This is a genomic window from Mycobacterium sp. NGS50 (assembly GCF_059812545.1).
This window is the reverse complement of the sequence record NZ_JCALCW010000018.1, coordinates 29,553-48,502: the sequence shown is the minus strand read 5'-3', so window position 1 is coordinate 48,502 and position 18,950 is coordinate 29,553. Positions and strand designations below refer to the sequence as shown.

General features: G+C 67.6%; 16 protein-coding genes. 6 read left to right on the top strand and 10 right to left on the bottom strand.

Annotated elements, in window-relative coordinates; all coding sequences use genetic code 11:
* The first annotated feature begins 28 nt into the window (after positions 1-28).
* Positions 29-211: a rubredoxin gene (locus AC5Y36_RS14350; protein WP_500041589.1), complete on the top strand. Its 183-nt coding sequence runs from the start codon at positions 29-31 to the stop codon at positions 209-211.
* Positions 212-313: 102 nt separating this feature from the next.
* Here AC5Y36_RS14350 and AC5Y36_RS14345 read toward each other — a convergent pair whose 3' ends face one another.
* Positions 314-1,594 carry a PucR family transcriptional regulator gene (locus AC5Y36_RS14345; protein WP_500041588.1) on the bottom strand — a complete coding sequence of 427 codons (1,281 nt, stop codon included), beginning with the start codon at positions 1,592-1,594 and terminating at the stop codon, positions 314-316.
* 130 nt (positions 1,595-1,724) lie between these two features.
* Here AC5Y36_RS14345 and AC5Y36_RS14340 point away from each other — a divergent pair, with 130 nt between their 5' ends.
* Together AC5Y36_RS14340 and AC5Y36_RS14335 are read left to right on the top strand one after the other, a co-directional pair.
* Complete coding sequence (locus AC5Y36_RS14340; RefSeq protein ID WP_500041587.1) at positions 1,725-3,500, top strand: DUF3556 domain-containing protein; 1,776 nt, start codon at positions 1,725-1,727, stop codon at positions 3,498-3,500.
* On the top strand, positions 3,497-4,936 hold the full coding sequence (locus tag AC5Y36_RS14335; protein WP_500041586.1) for a phytoene desaturase family protein: 1,440 nt from the start codon (positions 3,497-3,499) through the stop codon (positions 4,934-4,936). Before AC5Y36_RS14340 ends, AC5Y36_RS14335 begins: the two co-directional genes overlap by 4 nt.
* On the opposite strand, the gene AC5Y36_RS14330 is transcribed toward AC5Y36_RS14335, so the two are convergent.
* A complete protein-coding gene (locus AC5Y36_RS14330) occupies positions 4,902-5,774 on the bottom strand; it encodes a 3-hydroxyacyl-CoA dehydrogenase family protein (protein ID WP_500041585.1) in 873 nt (290 codons plus the stop codon). The genes AC5Y36_RS14335 and AC5Y36_RS14330 overlap by 35 nt on opposite strands.
* A 92-nt stretch (positions 5,775-5,866) precedes the next feature.
* Positions 5,867-6,649, bottom strand: coding sequence for an SOS response-associated peptidase (locus tag AC5Y36_RS14325; protein ID WP_500041584.1), 783 nt, complete (start codon positions 6,647-6,649; stop codon positions 5,867-5,869).
* A gap of 40 nt (positions 6,650-6,689) precedes the next feature.
* Between AC5Y36_RS14325 and aroA the strand changes: the two genes are divergently transcribed.
* A complete protein-coding gene (aroA, locus tag AC5Y36_RS14320) occupies positions 6,690-7,982 on the top strand; it encodes a 3-phosphoshikimate 1-carboxyvinyltransferase (RefSeq protein WP_500041583.1) in 1,293 nt (430 codons plus the stop codon).
* Positions 7,979-8,953: a ribosome small subunit-dependent GTPase A gene (rsgA, locus tag AC5Y36_RS14315; protein WP_500041582.1), complete on the top strand. Its 975-nt coding sequence runs from the start codon at positions 7,979-7,981 to the stop codon at positions 8,951-8,953. The genes aroA and rsgA overlap by 4 nt, the downstream gene beginning before the upstream one ends.
* A 78-nt stretch (positions 8,954-9,031) precedes the next feature.
* Here rsgA and AC5Y36_RS14310 read toward each other — a convergent pair whose 3' ends face one another.
* The 5 genes from AC5Y36_RS14310 to AC5Y36_RS14290 form a co-directional block, all read right to left on the bottom strand.
* The gene (locus AC5Y36_RS14310) at positions 9,032-10,321 is read right to left on the bottom strand and encodes a fatty acid desaturase family protein (protein ID WP_500041581.1); all 1,290 of its coding nucleotides are present in this window, start codon (positions 10,319-10,321) and stop codon (positions 9,032-9,034) included.
* A gap of 79 nt (positions 10,322-10,400) precedes the next feature.
* Complete coding sequence (locus tag AC5Y36_RS14305; RefSeq protein ID WP_500041580.1) at positions 10,401-11,549, bottom strand: ferredoxin reductase; 1,149 nt, start codon at positions 11,547-11,549, stop codon at positions 10,401-10,403.
* A gap of 86 nt (positions 11,550-11,635) precedes the next feature.
* Positions 11,636-12,151, bottom strand: coding sequence for a DUF6912 family protein (locus AC5Y36_RS14300; protein ID WP_500041579.1), 516 nt, complete (start codon positions 12,149-12,151; stop codon positions 11,636-11,638).
* 18 nt (positions 12,152-12,169) lie between these two features.
* Positions 12,170-13,039 carry a polyphosphate kinase 2 gene (gene ppk2, locus AC5Y36_RS14295; protein WP_500041578.1) on the bottom strand — a complete coding sequence of 290 codons (870 nt, stop codon included), beginning with the start codon at positions 13,037-13,039 and terminating at the stop codon, positions 12,170-12,172.
* A 50-nt stretch (positions 13,040-13,089) separates the two neighbouring features.
* Positions 13,090-14,496 carry a WS/DGAT/MGAT family O-acyltransferase gene (locus AC5Y36_RS14290; RefSeq protein ID WP_500041653.1) on the bottom strand — a complete coding sequence of 469 codons (1,407 nt, stop codon included), beginning with the start codon at positions 14,494-14,496 and terminating at the stop codon, positions 13,090-13,092.
* 141 nt (positions 14,497-14,637) lie between these two features.
* Here AC5Y36_RS14290 and AC5Y36_RS14285 point away from each other — a divergent pair, with 141 nt between their 5' ends.
* Positions 14,638-15,129, top strand: a complete 492-nt coding sequence (locus AC5Y36_RS14285) for an Rv3235 family protein (RefSeq protein WP_500041577.1) — start codon at positions 14,638-14,640, stop codon at positions 15,127-15,129.
* Positions 15,130-15,137: 8 nt separating this feature from the next.
* On the opposite strand, the gene mddA is transcribed toward AC5Y36_RS14285, so the two are convergent.
* A complete protein-coding gene (gene mddA, locus AC5Y36_RS14280) occupies positions 15,138-15,893 on the bottom strand; it encodes a methanethiol S-methyltransferase (protein WP_500041576.1) in 756 nt (251 codons plus the stop codon).
* A 115-nt stretch (positions 15,894-16,008) separates the two neighbouring features.
* Positions 16,009-18,855, bottom strand: coding sequence for a preprotein translocase subunit SecA (secA, locus tag AC5Y36_RS14275; protein ID WP_500041575.1), 2,847 nt, complete (start codon positions 18,853-18,855; stop codon positions 16,009-16,011).
* Between the last annotated feature and the right edge of the window lie 95 nt (positions 18,856-18,950).

The following is an 18,950-nucleotide window of genomic DNA, read 5'->3' as shown; positions in this document are numbered from 1 at the left end:
CGTCTGAAACCAGAAAAGGAGCAATGCCATGACCGACTACAAACTGTTCGTCTGCGTGCAGTGCGGCTTCGAATATGACGAAGCCAAGGGCTGGCCCGAGGACGGCATCGCACCCGGCACCCGCTGGGCCGACATCCCCGAGGACTGGAGTTGCCCGGACTGCGGCGCGGCCAAATCCGACTTCGAGATGGTGGAGGTCGCCCGGGTTTAGCGTGCGAGCAGACGCAAATGTGCCCCAAAACCGAGGTTTTGGGGCACATTTGCGTCTGCTCGGCACAGCTGTCCGCTCGGCACAGCTGTCTGCTCGGCACAGCTACTGCAGCACGGCGGTGCCGTACCAGTGGCAGGCCAACAACGCCAGTTCTACCTCGAGCCGGTCGCTTCCGATATCGCGTCCGCGGCGGGATATCGCCCGCGACACCCGATATTTCACCGAGTTGAAGTGCAAGTTGAGTTCTTCGGCGGCCAGCTTGTAACTGGCCCCGCACCCCAGATACACCCGCCACGTCTCACGCAGCCGCGCATCGTTCTCGTTGTCGGTCGCCAGGTCGCCGAGCACCGCGGCCACCCATTCCCGGGTGCCGGCCACGTCACCGCCAAGGCGCGCCACCACCGACAGTCCCGGATCGGTTGCGGCGATCACCGTCGGGGCGGGCCGCTTGCTGATGATCGCCACGCTGCGGGCATCGACAGCCTCCCGATGCGAACGCCGGAAACCGTCGAGGCCGACGCCCGCCGTCCCGATCGCCACCCCGGGCCCATCCGGCCGACTCAGCGCGAACCGGCGAACGGCGGCAAGGACATCGGCGTCACCCGCAGCGGCCCGATACGGCAGCCAACCCCACCCGCAGCTGCGATCGGCGGCAACGAACAACGGGCTGGCGGCCGCACCCGCCGCCTGGCCGAGATCGCGAAGGAACCGCTGCAGCCGGTCGAGTTCGTCGCCCTCGGTGCCGGCGTCCGGATACCACAGCACCAGCGCCAGGTGATGCCAGCGCAGCGGATACCGGATGGACGTGGTCACCGCGTCGACATCGATGCTCTTGTGGGCGTCCAGCACTTCCCGCACCCGCAGCGCGCGCAGGCTGTTCTGGTTCTCCAGCCAGCGTTCCCGCTCGTCTTCATAGACGGCGACGACCTGCTGTGAAATCCAGTCGATATACCCGAACAGCGTGGCGGTGATCGCCTCCAGCACCGGGTAGCCCAGCGCTTCCGGGATGTCGAAGGTGCGCACCTCGGCGAAGACGAGTTCATTCATCCGGCGCTGACCAAGACGGTAGGCGCGTACCAGGGCGTTGACGGGAACACCGTGTTGCGCCAGCCGCCGGGCATATTCCAGCGCCGCGGTCGGCGCCTCGACGCGCGCCACGTCGATGCCGTAACGCAACGCATGCAGGATCGTGTTCACGTTGCCTTCGACGCTGGCGCCCAGCAGATCCACGATCCAGGCATCTCCACGCAACTCGGGGATCTGCTCCTCGAGGACGCGACGAATGACGGAGGAGACATCGGCGAGCCGCTCATGCAACCGATCGGCGATCTCGGCGACGTAGCGACTTACCTCGACACCGTCGTCGGGCCGCGGTTTGTCCACGTCCCTGACGCTAGACCGCCCGGCGTTGTCTATGAGCGATAACGCCCCGGCGCGTTTTTATCGACGCGCGACTGTGTCCTGACGCACCGGATTCCTACCGTGGTCATCACCCCCGAAAGGAGCCCCGATCATGGCATTCACCAAGCCCTACCTGCCACCGGTCGACCCGGACGCATTCCTGACCAAGCCGCTGATGGAGCGGATGCGCATCCTCGCCCTGGACTGGGCCGAGAACGGCTTCGGCTCGCCGCGCATCGTCCACACCATCTACATCGTGAAGCTGATCGTGTTCTTCGCGATCGGCGGGATCACGGTGGCGACAGCGACATCGGGGCTGCCGGCGTTCTGGCATGCGACCGAATGGTGGAACCAGCCGATCGTCTACCAGAAGGTCGTCCTGTGGACCGTGCTGCTGGAGGCGATCGGTGTCGCCGGCTCCTGGGGTCCGTTGGCCGGCAAAGCCAAGCCGATGACCGGCGGTATCCGGTTCTGGGCGCGACCGGGAACCATCAAGGAGCCGCCGTGGAAGTGGGTTCCGCTCGCCGGCGGCGACCGGCGCACGGGGTTGGACGTCGGACTCTATCTGGCGCTGCTTGTCAGCCTGGTTGTCGCGCTGGTCTCGCCCGGCGTGCACAGCGACGCGCTGTCGAACGCCCTACCGGACAACACCTCCGGGCTGGTGAACCCGGCCCTGCTTGTCGCCCCGATGGTGCTGCTGGTGCTCGTTGGTCTGCGCGACAAGGTGATATTCCTGGGTGCCCGCGGCGAACAGTACCTGCCGGCGCTGTTCTTCTTCGCCGCGCTGCCGTTCACCAACATGATCATCGCGTTGAAGATGCTGATCGTGGTGGTCTGGGTTGGTGCCGGCTTCTCGAAGTTCGGCAAGCACTTCTCCAATGTCATCGCGCCGATGGTCAGCAACACCCCCTACACGTTCAAGTGGATGCGGCGCGCGCACTACCGGGATTTCCCGCACGATCTGCGACCGTCGCGGGTCGCGGACTTCATGGCGCACGTCAACGGCACCACGGTGGAGATCGCCGCCCCGCTGCTGCTGTTCTTCTCGACCAACAAGTGGCTCACTCTGGCCGCGGCGCTGTTCATGGTGGGATTCCACCTGTTCATCATCTCGACGTTCCCGCTGGCCGTGCCGCTGGAATGGAACGTGGTGTTCGCCTACACCACCGTCTTTCTTTTCCTCGGCTTCCCGAACGGGAACGGGTACGCCCCCTGGGACATGACCCCGCCGTGGCTGGCCGTCGTCATCGCCGCGGGGCTGCTGTTCTACCCGGTCCTGGGCAACCTGCGACCCGACAAGGTGTCCTTCCTGCCCTCGATGCGGCAGTACGCGGGCAACTGGGCCTCAGCGATCTGGGCGTTCGCGCCCGGCACCGAGGCCAAGCTGAACCGGGTCACCCGCTCGGCGCCCAACCAGATCGACCAGTTCGTCGCGGCCGGCTACGAGCCGCAGTGGGCCGAGATCACCCTGCAGAAGACGATCGCGTGGCGCAGCATGCACAGCCAGGCGCGTGGCCTGTTCTCGCTGCTGCTGACCCACCTGCCCGACATCGACACCCGCACCGTGCGCGAGGCGGAGTTCCTGTGCAACTCGGTGATCGGGTTCAACTTCGGCGACGGCCACCTGCACGACGAGGACTTCATCCGGGCCGTACAGAGCGAGGCCGGATTCGAGCCGGGCGAATGCGTCATCGCCTGGGTCGAGTCGGAGGCCTTCAGCAGCGGCATCCAGTACTACAAGCTGATCGACGCCGCCCTCGGGGTGATCGAGCGCGGCACCTGGAAGGTCGCCGACGCGGTCAAAGAGCAGCCATGGCTGCCCAACGGGCCCATCCCGACCCAGGCGAGCTGGTCGCGGGCGGGGTACGGTCACGGCTTGTTGACATGAGTACCGCGATCGTCGTCGGCGGCGGGCCCAACGGGCTCGCCGCCGCGGTCACCCTCGCCCGACAGGGCGTGCAGGTCACCGTGCTGGAAGCCGCCGATCAAGTCGGCGGCGGCACCCGCAGCAGCGAGGCGATCCTGCCCGGTCTGCTGCACGACCACTGCTCGGCCATTCATCCGATGGCGGTCGGCTCGCAGTTCCTGTCCGGTCTGGACCTGCAGCGCTACGGGCTGCAGTGGCGATGGCCGGAGATCGACTGCGTGCACCCGTTGGACGACGGCAGTGCCGGGGTCTTGCATCGCTCGGTGGAGCAGACCGCGGCAGGTCTCGGCCGCGACGGCTGGCGGTGGCGGTTGGCGTTCGCCCGGACGTCGAGGAACTTCGATGTGTTGGCCGAGGACATCATGCGGCCCCTGCTGCGGGTGCCGCACCATCCGGTTGCGCTGGCCCGGTTCGGCGCCCCGACGGTGCTGCCCGGGTCGGCACTGGCCCGCGGGTTTCGCACCCCGCAGGCCCGAGCCCTCTTCGGTGGTGTTGCCGCACATGCCTTTCGGCCGTTGCACTACCCGATGAGCTCGGCGATCGGGATGGGCATCCTCACCGCCGGGCACCGGCACGGCTGGGCGGTGGCCGCCGGCGGGTCGCAGTCGATCACCAACGCGCTGGCGGCGGTACTGACCGAGCTGGGCGGCAAGATCGAAACGGGCGTCCGGGTGGAGGCGCCCTCGCAGCTGCCGCCGGCCGATGTGACGATCTTCGATCTGGCTCCCGACGGCGTGGCAGGCGTTCTCGGTGAGCGATTACCGCGCCGGGTGTCCCGCGCCTACCAGCGCTTTCGGCGGGGGCCGGGTGCGTTCAAGGTCGACTTCGCGGTGCAGGGCGGTGTGCCGTGGACCAACCCGGATGCCCGCCGGGCCGGCACCGTGCATCTGGCCGGTACTTACCGGGAGCTGGCCGCCACCGAACGCGACGTCCACGCCGGCCGGATGCCCGAACGGCCCTTCGTGTTGGTTGGTCAGCAGTATCTTGCCGATCCGCAGCGCTCCGTGGGCGATATCCACCCGGTGTGGACGTACGCGCATGTGCCCAACGGGTACACCGGCGATGCGACCGCGGCCATCATCGCTCAGATCGAGCGGTTCGCCCCGGGCTTCCGCGAGCGCGTCGTCGGCCAGACCGTCCGCACCACCCTGCAGATGTCGGCCTACAACGCCAACTGCGTCGGCGGCGACATCATGACCGGCGCCAAGGATCTGCGCCAGCTAACGTTCGGACCACGGGTCACGCTGTCGCCCTACACGATCGGCATTCCCGGGATGTACATCTGCTCGGCGGCCACGCCACCGGGTCCCGGAGCGCACGGAATGTGCGGCGCCAACGCCGCACACCTGGCGCTGGCCTACCTCAGGAATAGCGGTAGAAACCCTCGCCGGTCTTGATGCCGAGTTTGCCGGCGTCGACGTAGGTTTGCAGCAAATCCCGCGGGCCGGTCGGCAGGTGCGGAAACTCCTCGACGTAGTGGTTTTCGATGTCGAGAGCGACGTCGAGGCCGACCAGGTCCATCAACTGGAACGGCCCGGCCGGCGCGTGCAGATTGACCTTGTACATCCCGTCAACGTCCTCGGGGCGGGCCACCCCCTCGGCGACAACGGCCAGCGACTCGCGTTTGATGGCCGCCCAGACCCGGTTGAAGATGAACCCGGTGCACTCCTGGCGCGCCTCGAAGGGGTACACGCCGAATTCCGGCAGGACCGCCAGCAGTGTGTCGAGCACGCCGCGATCGGTCTGGCCGTCGGACATCAGGTCGATCCCGTTGGCCTCGGGCGGCATATAAAAGTGCGTGTTGCACAAACGCGTTTTGTCGCCGATGTTTTCGGCCATCAGCCGCGACGGGTACGACGACGAGTTGGTCGCGAAGATGGTGTCCGGCGGTGCCGCCCGATCGATGTGGCCCCACAGCAGAATCTTGATCTCGAGCTTCTCGGGAACCGATTCGACGACGAGCCAGGCACCGTCGAGCGCCTCTTGCAGTGACGTCGTCGACGTCACCACGCCCACCTCGCCAAAGCCGCGCTGTTGCACCACCGTCGGCAGCGCGTCGCACACATACTGCATTGCCTCGGCGAGCTGTTCGGAGCGACGGCCGTAGAGGCGGACGGCGCCGCCGCGGCTGGCGAACATCATGGCGATGCGGCGACCCAGCGTTCCTGCCCCGATCACCGCGACCGGACGGTCCTTGATGTCGTCGAAACTGCGTGTGGTGAAGATGTTGGACACCGAACTGATGCTAGTTCGGTCTGTGCGTTGGGCACCGTCATCAATCGACAAAACTGGGCGACCGCTTGTCTGGCGTCGACAATCTCGCCGAGCTACAGCAGCGTCGCCTGTTCGGGTTGTTGGTCGGCCGGCTCGATCAGCTCCGGTCCGTTGTTGCGCACGCTGTTGACCAGGGTGGATACTTCGCGCAACACGATGCCCCGCACATCGGGCGGATTGGCCAGCAGAGCGGCGTCCGCGGGTGCATCCGGGTCCAGCCAAGTGTCCCAGTCGTTTTCGGCCACGATCAGCGGCATCCGGTCGTGGATTCCGGCCAGCTCGCCGACCGCATCGGTGGTGATGATCGTGCAACTGAGCAGCGGTGAAGACGAACCGCTGCCCGGGTCCCTCCATACCGACCACAGCCCCGCCATGAAGAGCATCCCGCCGTCGCCGCGATGCAGGTAGAACGGTGTCTTGCGGGCCTTCTTACCGGCCGGCGTGCTCGGGTCGGCCTGCCATTCGTAATAGCCGTCCATCGGCACCAGGCAGCGCTTGAACCGCGCGCTGGACCGGAACGCCGGCGACGTGGTGACCTTGTCGGCGCGGGCGTTGAACAACAGCGGCCCGCTGCCCGCGGGGGCACCACTCGGCCCCGCTTTGGTCCACGACGGCACCAGCCCCCAGCGCATGGACCGAAGCCGCCGGCTCGGCACATCGTCGGGCTCGCGATGCCGGGCGACCACCGCCGCGATGGTCTCGGTGGGCGCCACGTTGTAGCTCGGGCCATTACCGGACTCACCCGCCGGATCGCCGGCTTGGTCCCGCTCATCGACGGCGTCGATCTCCTCGGCCAGCAAGGCCGGGTCGGTGGTCACCGCGAAGCGTCCGCACATACCTTCCATGGTGGCAGAGCCGACAGGGCAGGATAGAGCGGTGAGCACCTGGCCGGCCCCGCACACGTCGACCCCCGTCAACGCCACGGTCACGGTGCCGGGATCGAAATCGCAGACCAACCGGGCGCTGGTGCTCGCAGCGCTCGCCGCCGCCCAGGGCCTGGGCGCCTCAACCATCAGCGGCGCGTTGCGCAGCCGCGACACCGATCTGATGATCGGGGCGCTGCGCACCCTGGGCCTTCGGGTGGACGGGAACGGCACCGAACTGACGGTGCACGGCGCCGTCTCCCCCGCACCGGGTGCCCGGGTGGATTGTGGGCTGGCCGGCACCGTGTTGCGGTTCGTTCCGCCGCTGGCCGCGCTGGGCACCGCCGTGGTGGAGTTCGACGGCGACGAGCAGGCCCGCACCCGGCCGATCACACCGCTGCTGGACGCGCTGCGCGGCCTCGGTGTCGGCATCGACGGTGTCGGGCTGCCGTTCGAGGTCCGCGGCAGCGGGTCGGTGGCCGGCGGCACGGTGCGCATCGACGCCTCGGCGTCATCGCAGTTCGTGTCCGGTCTGCTGCTGTGCGGCGCGGCGTTCCGCGACGGACTCACCGTGCAACACACCGGCGAGGCGGTACCGTCGGCGCCGCACATCGCCATGACGGTGACGATGCTGCGGCAGGCGGGGGTCGATGTCGACGATGCCAGCCCGAACCGCTGGCAGGTGCGTCCCGGCGGCGTCGCGGCCCGCGAGTGGCAGATCGAACCCGACATCTCCAACGCGTTCCCGTTCCTGGCGGCCGCCGTCGTCACCGCGGGCACGGTGAGCATCCCCGGCTGGCCCAGCGCCGGCGTTCAACCCACCGATGCCGTTCTGGGCATTCTGCGCCGGCTGAATACCGTTGTGTCGCAATCCAGCTCCTACCTCGAGGTGAGCGGCTCGCGGGGTTTCGACGGATTGGACGTGGACCTGGGGGACGTCGGCGAGCTGGCGCCGTCGGTCGCGGCGCTGGCGGCGCTGGCCACGCCGGGCTCGGTGTCACGGCTGCGTGGCATCGCGCATCTGCGCGGCCACGAAACCGACCGGCTGGCCGCACTGAGCACCGAGATCAACCGGCTGGGCGGCGACTGCCGGGAAACAGCGGACGGACTGCTGATCACCGCGGCCCCCCTGCATGCCGGGGTGTGGCGCTCCTATGCCGATCACCGGATGGCGACCGCCGGCGCGATCGTCGGCCTGCGGGTGGCCGGAGTGGAAGTCGAGGACATTGCCACCACCGGCAAAACATTGCCGGACTTCCCGCGGATGTGGGCGGACATGCTGGCCGGTCAAGGACGCAACGGGTGAAACCCGGCGACTACGACGAATCCGACGTCAAAGTCCGCTCCGGGCGCGGGTCGCGTCCGCGCACCAAGACCCGCCCGGTGCACGCCGACGCCAAACCCGCGATGGTGGTCGGTGTCGACCGTGGCCGGTGGGGTTGTGTGCTCGACGGCGATCCGCTGCACCCGGTCACCGCGATGCGGGCCCGCGAACTGGGCCGCACCCCGATCGTCGTCGGCGACGATGTCGATGTTGTCGGCGACCTGTCCGGGCGCCCCGACACGCTGGCCCGCATCGTGCGGCGCCGGCCCCGACGAACCCTGTTGCGCCGCACCGCCGACGACACCGACCCCACCGAGCGGGTGGTGGTCGCCAACGCCCATCAGCTGCTGATCGTCGTCGCGCTGGCCGACCCGCCGCCGCGTACCGGGCTGGTTGACCGGGCCCTGATCGCGGCCTATGCCGGCGGACTGGCACCCATCCTGTGCCTGACCAAGACCGATCTGGCCCCACCCGAGCCGTTCGCCGAGCATTTCGCCGGTCTCGATCTGACCGTGGTCACCGCGGGCCGCGACGACCCGCTGGAGGCAGTCGCCGACCTGCTCGTCGGCCAGGTCACCGTGTTACTCGGGCACTCCGGTGTCGGCAAGTCCACTTTGGTGAATCGTCTTGTGCCGGATGCCGATCGGGCCACCGGCGGGGTGTCCGGCGTCGGCAAGGGACGGCACATCTCGACGCAGTCGGTGGCGTTGCCGTTGCGCAGCGGGGGCTGGGTGATCGATACCCCGGGTGTCCGCTCGTTCGGGTTGGCCCACATCCAGCCCGACGATGTGTTGCTGGCGTTCTCCGATCTCGCCGAGGCGATCTCGGAATGCCCGCGCGGCTGCGGGCATCTGGGACCGCCCGCCGATCCGGAGTGCGCCTTGGACGGGTTGGAGGGCCCGGCAGGGCGGCGGGTTGCCGCGGCGCGACGGCTGCTGGCCAGCATGCTTTAGCGCGACCGTGCGCAGTTGTACGCCCGCAGCCGGCGAAGTGTGGCATTCTGCGCACGCTCGCAGGACAAAACGAGAGGCTTACGCCGCGAGGTCGTCCTCGATAGTCGGCTCGGGGCGGGTCTGCGCCCGCTTCTCGCGGCGCCGGGCCCGCACCGCGGCGATCGCCGACTTGAGCCCGCGCCGCCGGCCGGTCGCCGGGTCGTCGACCCCGAAACCGGGATCCAGCACGTCGAACATCGTCTCGCTGCAGGTTTCCGGCGCGTTTTCGGCGGTGTCGGTCAGGAAGCGGTCCGGCAGCGACAGCTTGGCGATGGTCCGCCACGTCTTGGCGTACTGCACCAGGAACGGGCCGCTGGTGTAGGGCAGGTCGTAGCGGTCGCAGATCTCGCGCACCCGCACCGCGATCTCGGGCAACCGGTGGCTGGGCAGATCCGGGTACAGGTGGTGCTCGATCTGGTGGGACAGGGTGCCGCTCATGAACCGCATCGCCGGGCCGGCATCGATGTTGGCGCTGCCCAGCATCTGACGCAGATACCACTGGCCCTTGCTCTCGCCGACCATGTCGGTCTTGGTGAACTTCTCGGCGCCGTCCGGGAAGTGCCCGCAGAAGATGATCGCGTTGGACCACACGTTGCGGATCACGTTGGCGAACGCGGTGGCGGTCAGCGTCGATTTGAAGCTCGCCCACGGCGACAGCGCGGTCAGCGCGGGGAATGCGACGTAGTCCTTGAACACCTGGCGGCCGGCCTTGGACAGGAACTCGCGCAGCCGCACCAGGGTGCCCGCGCGGTCGTCGCGACCCTTGAACATCTTGCCGATCTCCAGGTGCTGCAACGCGACGCCCCACTCGAACCCGATCGCCAGCATCAGGTTGAAGAGCAGGTTGAACAGGTTGAACCGCTTCCACGGCTGATCCCGGGTGACGCGCAGCAGGCCGTAGCCCACGTCGTCGTCCATCCCGAGGATGTTGGTGTACTTGTGATGCGCGAAGTTGTGGGTGAAGCGCCAGTGCTTGGACGCCCCGGTCATGTCCCATTCCCAGGTGGAGGAATGGATTTCCGGGTCGTTCATCCAGTCCCACTGGCCGTGCATGACGTTGTGGCCGATCTCCATGTTCTCGATGATCTTGGCCACGCCCAGCGTCGCCGCGCCGGCCCACCAGGCGCTGCGCCGCGAACTGGCGACCAGCAGCAGCCGGCCGGCCACCTCCAGGCCGCGCTGGGCGGCGATGGTGCGACGGATGTAGCGGGCGTCCTGCTCTCCGCGCGAAGCTTCGATGTCGCGACGGATGGCGTCCAACTCGGCGGCCAGGTTCTCCACGTCGGCGTCGGTCAGATGGGCGAATACTTCCACGTCGGTGATTGCCATCGTCCTACCTTCCTTCGCTCGTCCAGGGCTACCTACGCTAGCGTAACCTACGAAACCGTAGGTTACGAATCTGCACGCATCAGATGTCTAATGCGCAATCGCCCGAAGCCGCCGAGACGCAGGTCTGAATCCGGGTGCCCGGCTCGTGCTCCACTCCGGTCCGCAGGTCGCGCACGTGCCCCTCCACCAGGTCGACAACACAGGACTGGCAGATACCCATCCGGCAGCCGAACGGCATCTGCACCCCGGCCTGTTCACCGGCGTCCATCAGCGAGGTGGCCGCGTCCGCAGTCACGCTGCGGTCGCTGCGCACAAAGGACACCGTCCCGCCGGGGCGTCCGCGGGTTTCGGCGCGGGCCAGCGCGAACCGCTCCAGATGCAGCTGCGCACCGATCCCGGCGCCCGCCCACACCCGTTGCAGGTCGGTGAGCATCGCCTCGGGCCCGCACGCCCAGGTCTGACGCTCCCGCCAGTCCGCGGCAACCGCGTCGAGGCCGTCGGGCCGGCTCAGATCCAGCCTGCCCTGATCCTGGGTGGTGCGCAGCGCAAGCCGGTAGCCGGGCTGCTGACGGGTCAACTCGGCGAGTTCGGCTCCGAACATGACGTCGGCCTCGGTGGGCGACGAATGCAGGTGCAGCACGTCGGTGAGCTGGCCGCGCCGGACCAGGGTGCGCAGCATTGACATCACCGGCGTGACCCCCGACCCGGCGGTGACGAACAGCACCTTGGCCGGCGCGGGGTCCGGCAACACGAAGTTGCCCTGGGGCGCGGCCAGCCGCACGATGGTGCCCGGCGCCAGGCCTTCCACCAGGTGGCTGGACAGAAAACCCTCCGGCATGGCTTTGACGGTGATGGTCACCGTGCGCGCACCGGCGACCGGCGCCGAGGTCAGCGAGTAAGACCGCCACCGCCAGCGTCCGTCGACCAGCACCCCGATACCGATGTACTGGCCCGGCTCGTAGTCGAAGCTGAACCCCCAGCCGGGTTTGATGACCAGCGTTGCCGAGTCCTCGGTTTCGCGGTGCACCGCCACGACCTGGCCCCGCAATTCACGCGCCGACCACAGCGGATTGGCCAGCTTGAGGTAGTCGTCGGGCAGCAGAGGCGTGGTGATCCTGGCCGCGATTCTGCGCAGCGCATGCCAGGCCGGATGCTTGTCCGCCCCGGCGACGCTGGGGCGCCGGGTTTCGGCCACATTGGCAGCCATCGTCTTGTTTTTCTTGCTCACTGCAGGCTCCTGCTCGACTAACCTACGGTACCGTAACCTACGGTTGCGTATCCACCGCGAAATCGGCGTCACACTGCGCGAGCCGCTTACAGCAGTTCCAGCAAGAACGGCAGCTCCTGGGTGGCATACCAGGCCAGGTCGTGGTCCTCGGCGTCCCCGACCGTCAGTTCGGCGTCCTCGTCGCCGAGGTCGGCCTCGTCGATGACGCCCATCGCGGCGGCGACGGCGGGTTCCGCGGCGGCGGTGTCGACGTAGGTGGCCACCACGTCGCCGATCCGCACCGGACCCGACAGGCGCACCACGGCGTCGTCGAGGTCGGAACGAACCGTGACCGCTGACGGGTCGTCGATGTCGGCGACCAGCACCGCGCGGCGGGTGGGCAGCCCCGCAGCCGCGTCGGCGTCCCCGGCGGCCAGAAGCCGCAGCGACGCCAACGCCGCCTCGCGCAGCGCGACCTCGCCGAGTTCGTCGTCGTCGCCGTGCGCGTACGCCTCACGCAACGCCGGGGTCACCGCGAACGCGGTGCCGCTGACCGGGCTTACCGAGCCCTCGACGACCAACTGCTGCAGCATGGCCAGTGTCGTCGGGACATAGACCCTCATCGGGCAGTGGTCACCGGGTCAGCTACGAGCACCCGTCAACTTTGCCACATGGTCGTCGACATAGGTCGTCAGGTCGCGCGATGGACGCTGATAGCTACGGCTCAGAACCGGGCGTTCAGGCAGTTCCACCTTCGGCCGCTCCACGTCGTGATACGGGATGGTGGACAGCAGATGCGCGATCATGTTCAGTCGCGCGTGCTTTTTGATATCCGACTCGACCACATACCACGGGCTCGCCGGAATGTCGGTGTGCACCATCATCTCGTCCTTGGCGCGCGAATAATCCTCCCACCGATACACAGACTCTAAGTCCATTGGGCTGAGCTTCCACTGCCGGACTGGGTCGTTCAACCGCTTTCTGAACCGGCGCAGCTGCTCATCGTCGGAGACCGAGAACCAATACTTGCGCAACATGATTCCGTCTTCGAGCAGCATCTGCTCGAAGATGGGCGTCTGTCGCAGAAACAGCGCATGTTCCTTGGGTGTGCAGAACCCCATAACCTGTTCGACGCCGCCGCGGTTGTACCACGACCGGTCGAAGAGCACGATCTCCCCCTTGGCGGGCAGATGGGCGATATAGCGCTGGAAGTACCACTGGCCCTGTTCCCGGTCGCTCGGTGCAGGCAACGCGGCGACGCGGGCCACCCGCGGGCTGAGATACTCGCTGATCCGCTTGATCGTGCCGCCCTTGCCCGCCGCATCTCGACCTTCGAAAAGGATCACGATACGTGCGCCAGAATGCCGCACCCATTCCTGCAGCTTGACCAATTCTGTTTGCAGCCGGAATAATTCGACTTCATACACCTCGTTGGCGACCTTGCGCGGCGACGTGGATTTCTTCTTGTCTTTGTGCTGAGCCTTTTCCGGCCCCCCGCTTGCTTTGCTCACACCAGGATCGTAGGTCCATGGGCGGAGTTTGACCGTCGATTGCCGTCGAGTTATTTAGCGGCTTCCAGCAGCTCCTCGAGCGACTCGTCGAACAGCCCCGGCAGCATGTCGACATCGCTCATCGCTTCGCGGTCGGCGCTGATGCCGAAGTACACCCTGCCGTTGTAGGACGTCACGCCGATGGCCAGCACCTGGTTGTGCAACAGCGGCAGCACCGCGTAGGTCTCCAGCAGCTTGGTGCCGGCGATGTACATCGGCGCCTGCGGTCCGGGAACATTCGTCATCAACAGGTTGAAGACCCGCACCGAGTAGGTGGTCGCCACCCGGGTGCCCATGGCGTGCAGGGTCGCCGGGGCGAAACCCGACAGCGTCACGATGGTGCGGGCGTCGACGGTGCTGGCCGGCGCCGAATGCGATTCGGTGGCATGCGCGATCTGCGACAGCCGGATCACCGCGTTGGGCTCGCCCACCGGCAAATCGACCAGGAACGGTGTCACCGTGCTGATCGCCTGACCCGGCCCGGATGCCGCTCCGTCGTCGGGGTAAACCGACATCGGCGCCATGGCCCGCACTGTCGCCGTCGACGCCACCGGCTCGCCGCGGGACAGCAGCCAGTTGCGCAGCGCGCCGGCGACCACCGCCAGCACCACATCGTGGACATCGCACCCGTAGCGGGTGTGCACGGTGCGGAAGTCCTGCAAGGGGGCGCTGGCCACGCTGAACCGGCGGTTGCGGGACACGGTGGTGTTCAGCGGGCTGCTGGGTGCGGTGCCGCGCACCAGGGTGCGCGCGACGTTGGCCGCGCTGCGGCCCAGATCGGCCAGGTAGCCGGCGTTGGTGGCCATGTCGGTCACCGCGGAGCGGACCCGGTCAACCGATGCGACGGGGCCGACCACCCAGTCCGAAAGCGCACCCATGACCAATTCCACGGTCCCGGGCTCGCGCCGCGGAATCCAGATGTCTTCCCCGAACGACGGGGGTTGCTGCGTGCGGTCGACCATCACATGACCGATCTCCAACGCCGCCATCCCGTTGACCAGCGCCTGATGCGACTTGGTGTAGAGCGCAAGGCGGTTGTTGGCCAGCCCCTCGACCAGGTACATCTCCCACAGCGGGCGGGACTTGTCCAGTGTCTGCTGGGCCAGTCGGCCGATCAGCGCGTGCAGTTGCTCGTCGCTGCCCGGGGACGGCAGCGCCGAACGCCGCACGTGGTAGGTGATGTCGAAGTCGCCGTCATCGACCCAGACCGGCCGGGCCAAGCCCATGCTCACTTCCCGGATCTTCTGCCGGTAGCGCGGGATCTGCGGCAACCGCTGCTCGACGGTGGACAGCAGCTTCTCGTAACTCAACCCGGAACGCGGGCGACGCAAGATCGACAGCGACCCCACATACATCGGTGTGGCGGTGTTCTCCAGACCGTAAAAGGATGCGTCCGATGCGGACAACCGGGTCACCATGGTCCGCTCACGGTAACCCGCGCCCCGGGTGCGCCGCAGCGCGGGTGGGACACACGAACACCGCTGTTGTGCGATGATGACGGCAACGCTCTGCCACTCTCCAGCAGGCTTGTTCACCGTCGATCGATCTGGAGAGCCGCCGTGAGCATCACATCCGTCGTCGCCCCCGTCGTGGACTACGAGCCGCCGGTTCGCGCTGTGCCGCACCACCGCCCGGCGCCGCCCGTGGCGCCCCGCTCACCGCGTCCGGCGCGGCGGCGCGCGGCCGCGCACCCTCCCGCAGCGCCCTCTCCCGCCCTGCGGGCCGCCGGCGCGTTCGCCGACGCCACGCTGCGCCGGGTGCTGGAGGTCATCGACCGGCGCCGCCCGCTGTCCCAGCTGCATCCGCTGTTGTCCGCCGGGCTGATCGACTCCCTGTCGGCGCTGCGAGGGGCATACGGTTCCCGCGCCGGAGCTGCGGTGCTGCGGCGGGTGCGGCTACAGGCCATCGGTCACCCCGAAAATCCCAGCGCAGCAGAGGTGTTCGGCACCTACACCCGCGGGCGGCGCACCCACGCGATTGCGTGCCGACTCCAGCCCGTGCCGGACAGTCCGGGGCCGCCCTGGCAGGTCGTCGCCCTGCACATCGGCTAGAGCGCGCGTCAATGCTGCGGCGACGCGGCCGTCGGGTGCCGGTGCGGGAGTGGCACCAACATCGGTACCTCGCGGCGGTAGTCGCGGTACTGGCTGCCCAGCGCCGCTTCCAGGTCGTGTTCTTCGAGACGGACCGCGATCACGATGTAGCCGGTGGTGGCGGCCGCGAACAGCAGGTGCCCGACCGTCATGGTCGGCGCCGCCCAGAACGCGATGATGAACCCGAGCATCAGCGGATGGCGAACCAGCCGGTACAGCGAGCGGGCGCGAAAGCCGATGTCGGTGTAGGGCTTTGCGCGCCAAGCCAGATACACCTGACGCAGCCCGAACAAGTCGACGTGGCTGACCATGAAGCTTCCGGCGAACACCGTCACCCAGCCGACCCCGAACAGCACCCACAATCCCAGCCGGCCCGCCGGAGCGGTGACGTCCCAGATCACCGCCGGCAGCGTTCGCCACTGCCAGTACAGCAGTGCCAGCACCGCGCTGGACAGCAGCACGTAGGTGCTGCGCTCGATCGTCGGCGGCACCACCCGCGTCCACCAGCGTTTGAACGCCGGCCGCGCCATCACACTGTGCTGGACCGCGAACGCGGCCAGCAGAAGTACATCGACCACGACCGCCTCACCGGCGGACGCGGCAATCCCGTGATCGACGGTCCGTGGCACAACGAAGTTGCCCACGAAGCCGATCGCGTAACCAAAAGCGGCAACGAAAGCCAGGTAACTGATGGCCCCGTATCCGAGTGTCAGCAAACCCTTCATTCCCCGATTGTCCGCCCTATCGAGGCGTCAATCCATGCCGAGCAGACACAAAATCGCACGATTCTGGGGCGCGGCGTGCGACTTTACGTCTGCTCGGCGGGAAAGGCGCTGGGACCTAGCGTTTCTTCGCCGACTTTCCCTGGCGGCGGGCCGCCTCACGGCGCTCGCGGCGGGTGCTTCCGTCTGCGACGGCATGCCGGGCGGCGCCACCGCTGCGCTGCACCTGCGCGGAGCCGTCCTCGGCGGGACCGGAATACGTCAGTGCCGGAGCGTCGTCGTCAATTCCCTTGGCCTGTAACGCCGGAGCCGCAGCGTGGCGTCCCGGCGCGCCGGGTGCGCCCGGCGCTCCCGGTGCACCGGCGGCACCCGCAACCTGTCGCTGCGCGGCGCCGGCTGCGGCGGCGGCGAACTCCTCGAGCCCGTCCGGTGCTGCCACCGGAGCCACCGCCGGGGCTGGGGCCGCCTCGACGCCGACGTTGAACAAGAACCCGACCGACTCCTCCTTGAGGCCGTCGAGCATGCCGGTGAACATGTCGTAGCCCTCGCGCTGGTATTCGACCAGCGGGTCACGCTGGGCCATCGCGCGCAGGCCGATGCCCTCCTTGAGGTAGTCCATCTCATAGAGGTGCTCACGCCATTTGCGGTCGATGACGCTCAGCAGCACACTGCGTTCCAGCTGCCGCATCGCGCCCTCACCGGCGATCTCCTCCAGTTCGGACTCCCGCGCGGCGTAGGCGCGTTCGGCGTCTTCGATCAACGCGTCGAGCAACTCCTCGCGGGTCAGCTCGCCGGGTTCACCGATGGCCTCGGAATCCAGCAGGTCCTGGTGGTCGATCCCGACCGGGTACAGCGTCTTGAGTGCGGCCCACAGCGCGTCGAGGTCCCAGTCCTCGGCGTAACCCTCCGCGGTGGCGCCGTTGACGTAGGCGGTGATGACGTCGACCAGCATGTCGTGCGCCTGCTCGGCCAGGTTCTCGCCCTGCAGAATCCGGCCGCGCTCGGCGTAGATGACCTTGCGCTGCTGGTTCATCACCTCGTCGTACTTGAGGACGTTCTTTCTGATCTCGAAGTTCTGCTGCTCGACCTGGGTCTGGGCGCTCTTGATCGCCCGGGTCACCATCTTGGCCTCGATCGGCACGTCGTCGGGCAGGTTCAGCCTGGTCAGCAACGCTTCCAGGGTCGCGCCGTTGAAACGTCGCATCAGTTCATCGCCCAACGACAGGTAGAACCGGGACTCGCCGGGGTCACCCTGGCGGCCCGAGCGGCCGCGCAACTGATTGTCGATGCGCCGAGACTCGTGGCGTTCGGTGCCCAGCACGTACAGCCCGCCGGCGTCGATCACGTCCTCGGCTTCCTCGGCGGCCTCGGCCTTGACCTGCGGCAGCACCTCATGCCAGGCGGTCTCGTATTCGTCGGGGGTCTCGACGGGGTCCAGTCCCTGTTCACGCAGCCGCTTGTCGGCGAGGAAGTCGACGTTGCCGCCCAGCACGATGTCGGTGCCACGGCCGGCCATGTTGGTGGCCACGGTGATGGCGCCGCGGCGGCCGGCCTCGGCGATGATGCCGGCCTCTTGCTCGTGGTACTTGGCGTTGAGCACGTTGTGCGGAATGCGCTTCTTGGTGAACTGCCGGGACAGGTACTCCGAGCGCTCCACGCTGGTGGTGCCGATCAGTACCGGCTGGCCCTTCTCGTAGCGTTCGGCGACGTCGTCGACGACCGCGAGGTACTTGGCCTCCTCGGTCTTGTAGATCAGGTCGATCTGATCGGAGCGGACCATCGGCCGGTTGGTCGGGATGGGCACCACGCCGAGCTTGTAGATCTCGTGCAGCTCGGCGGCCTCGGTCTCGGCGGTACCGGTCATTCCGGCGAGCTTGTTGTACAGCCGGAAATAGTTCTGCAGGGTGATGGTGGCCAGCGTCTGGTTCTCGGCCTTGATCTCGACGTGTTCCTTGGCCTCGATCGCCTGGTGCATGCCCTCGTTGTAGCGGCGGCCCAACAGCACGCGGCCGGTGAACTCGTCGACGATCAGCACGTCGCCGTTGCGGACGATGTAGTCCTTGTCGCGGGTGAACAGCTCCTTGGCCTTGATGGCGTTGTTGAGGTAGCTGACCAGCGGCGAGTTCGCCGCCTCATAGAGGTTGTCGATACCGAGCTGATCCTCGACGAACTCCACCCCCAGTTCGTGCACACCGATGGTGCGCTTGCGCAGGTCGACCTCGTAGTGGGTGTCCTTCTGCATCAGCGGCGCGATCCGGGCGAACTCGCTGTACCAGTTGGAGGCGCCGTCGGCGGGGCCGGAGATGATCAGCGGGGTGCGGGCCTCGTCGATCAGGATGGAGTCGACCTCGTCGACGATGGCGAAGTTGTGGCCGCGCTGCACCATGTCGTCGACGGTGTGCGCCATGTTGTCGCGCAGGTAGTCGAAGCCGAACTCGTTGTTGGTGCCGTAGGTGATGTCGGCGTTATAGGCGACCCGGCGCTCGTCGGGTGTCAGGCCGGCCAGGATCACCCCGACGTCCAGCCCGAGGAACCGGTGCACCCGGCCCATCCACTCGGCGTCACGTTTGGCCAGGTAGTCGTTGACGGTGACGACGTGCACCCCGTCGCCGGACAGCGCGTTGAGGTAGGCGGGCAGCACACAGGTCAGGGTCTTGCCCTCACCGGTCTTCATCTCGGCGACGTTGCCGAAGTGCAGCGCACCGGCACCCATCACCTGCACGTCGAACGGCCGTTGGGACAGCACCCGCCACGCCGCCTCGCGGGCCACCGCGAACGCCTCGGGCATCAGGTCGTCGAGTGACTCACCGTCGGCGTAGCGCTTGCGGAACTCGTCGGTCTTGGCCCGCAACTCGGCGTCGGTCAGCGCCTCCATGTCGTCGGACAAGGTGTTGACATAGTCCGCGACGCGCCGCAGGCGCTTGACCATGCGGCCTTCACCGAGGCGCAGCAATTTACTCAGCACAGAAATGTTCCCTTGGGGTACCTCCCGGCGTGCAGGGAGGATCGGAGTGTTCGACGTCACCCATCCTAAGCGACGTGAGGAGCCGTCCCGGAGCG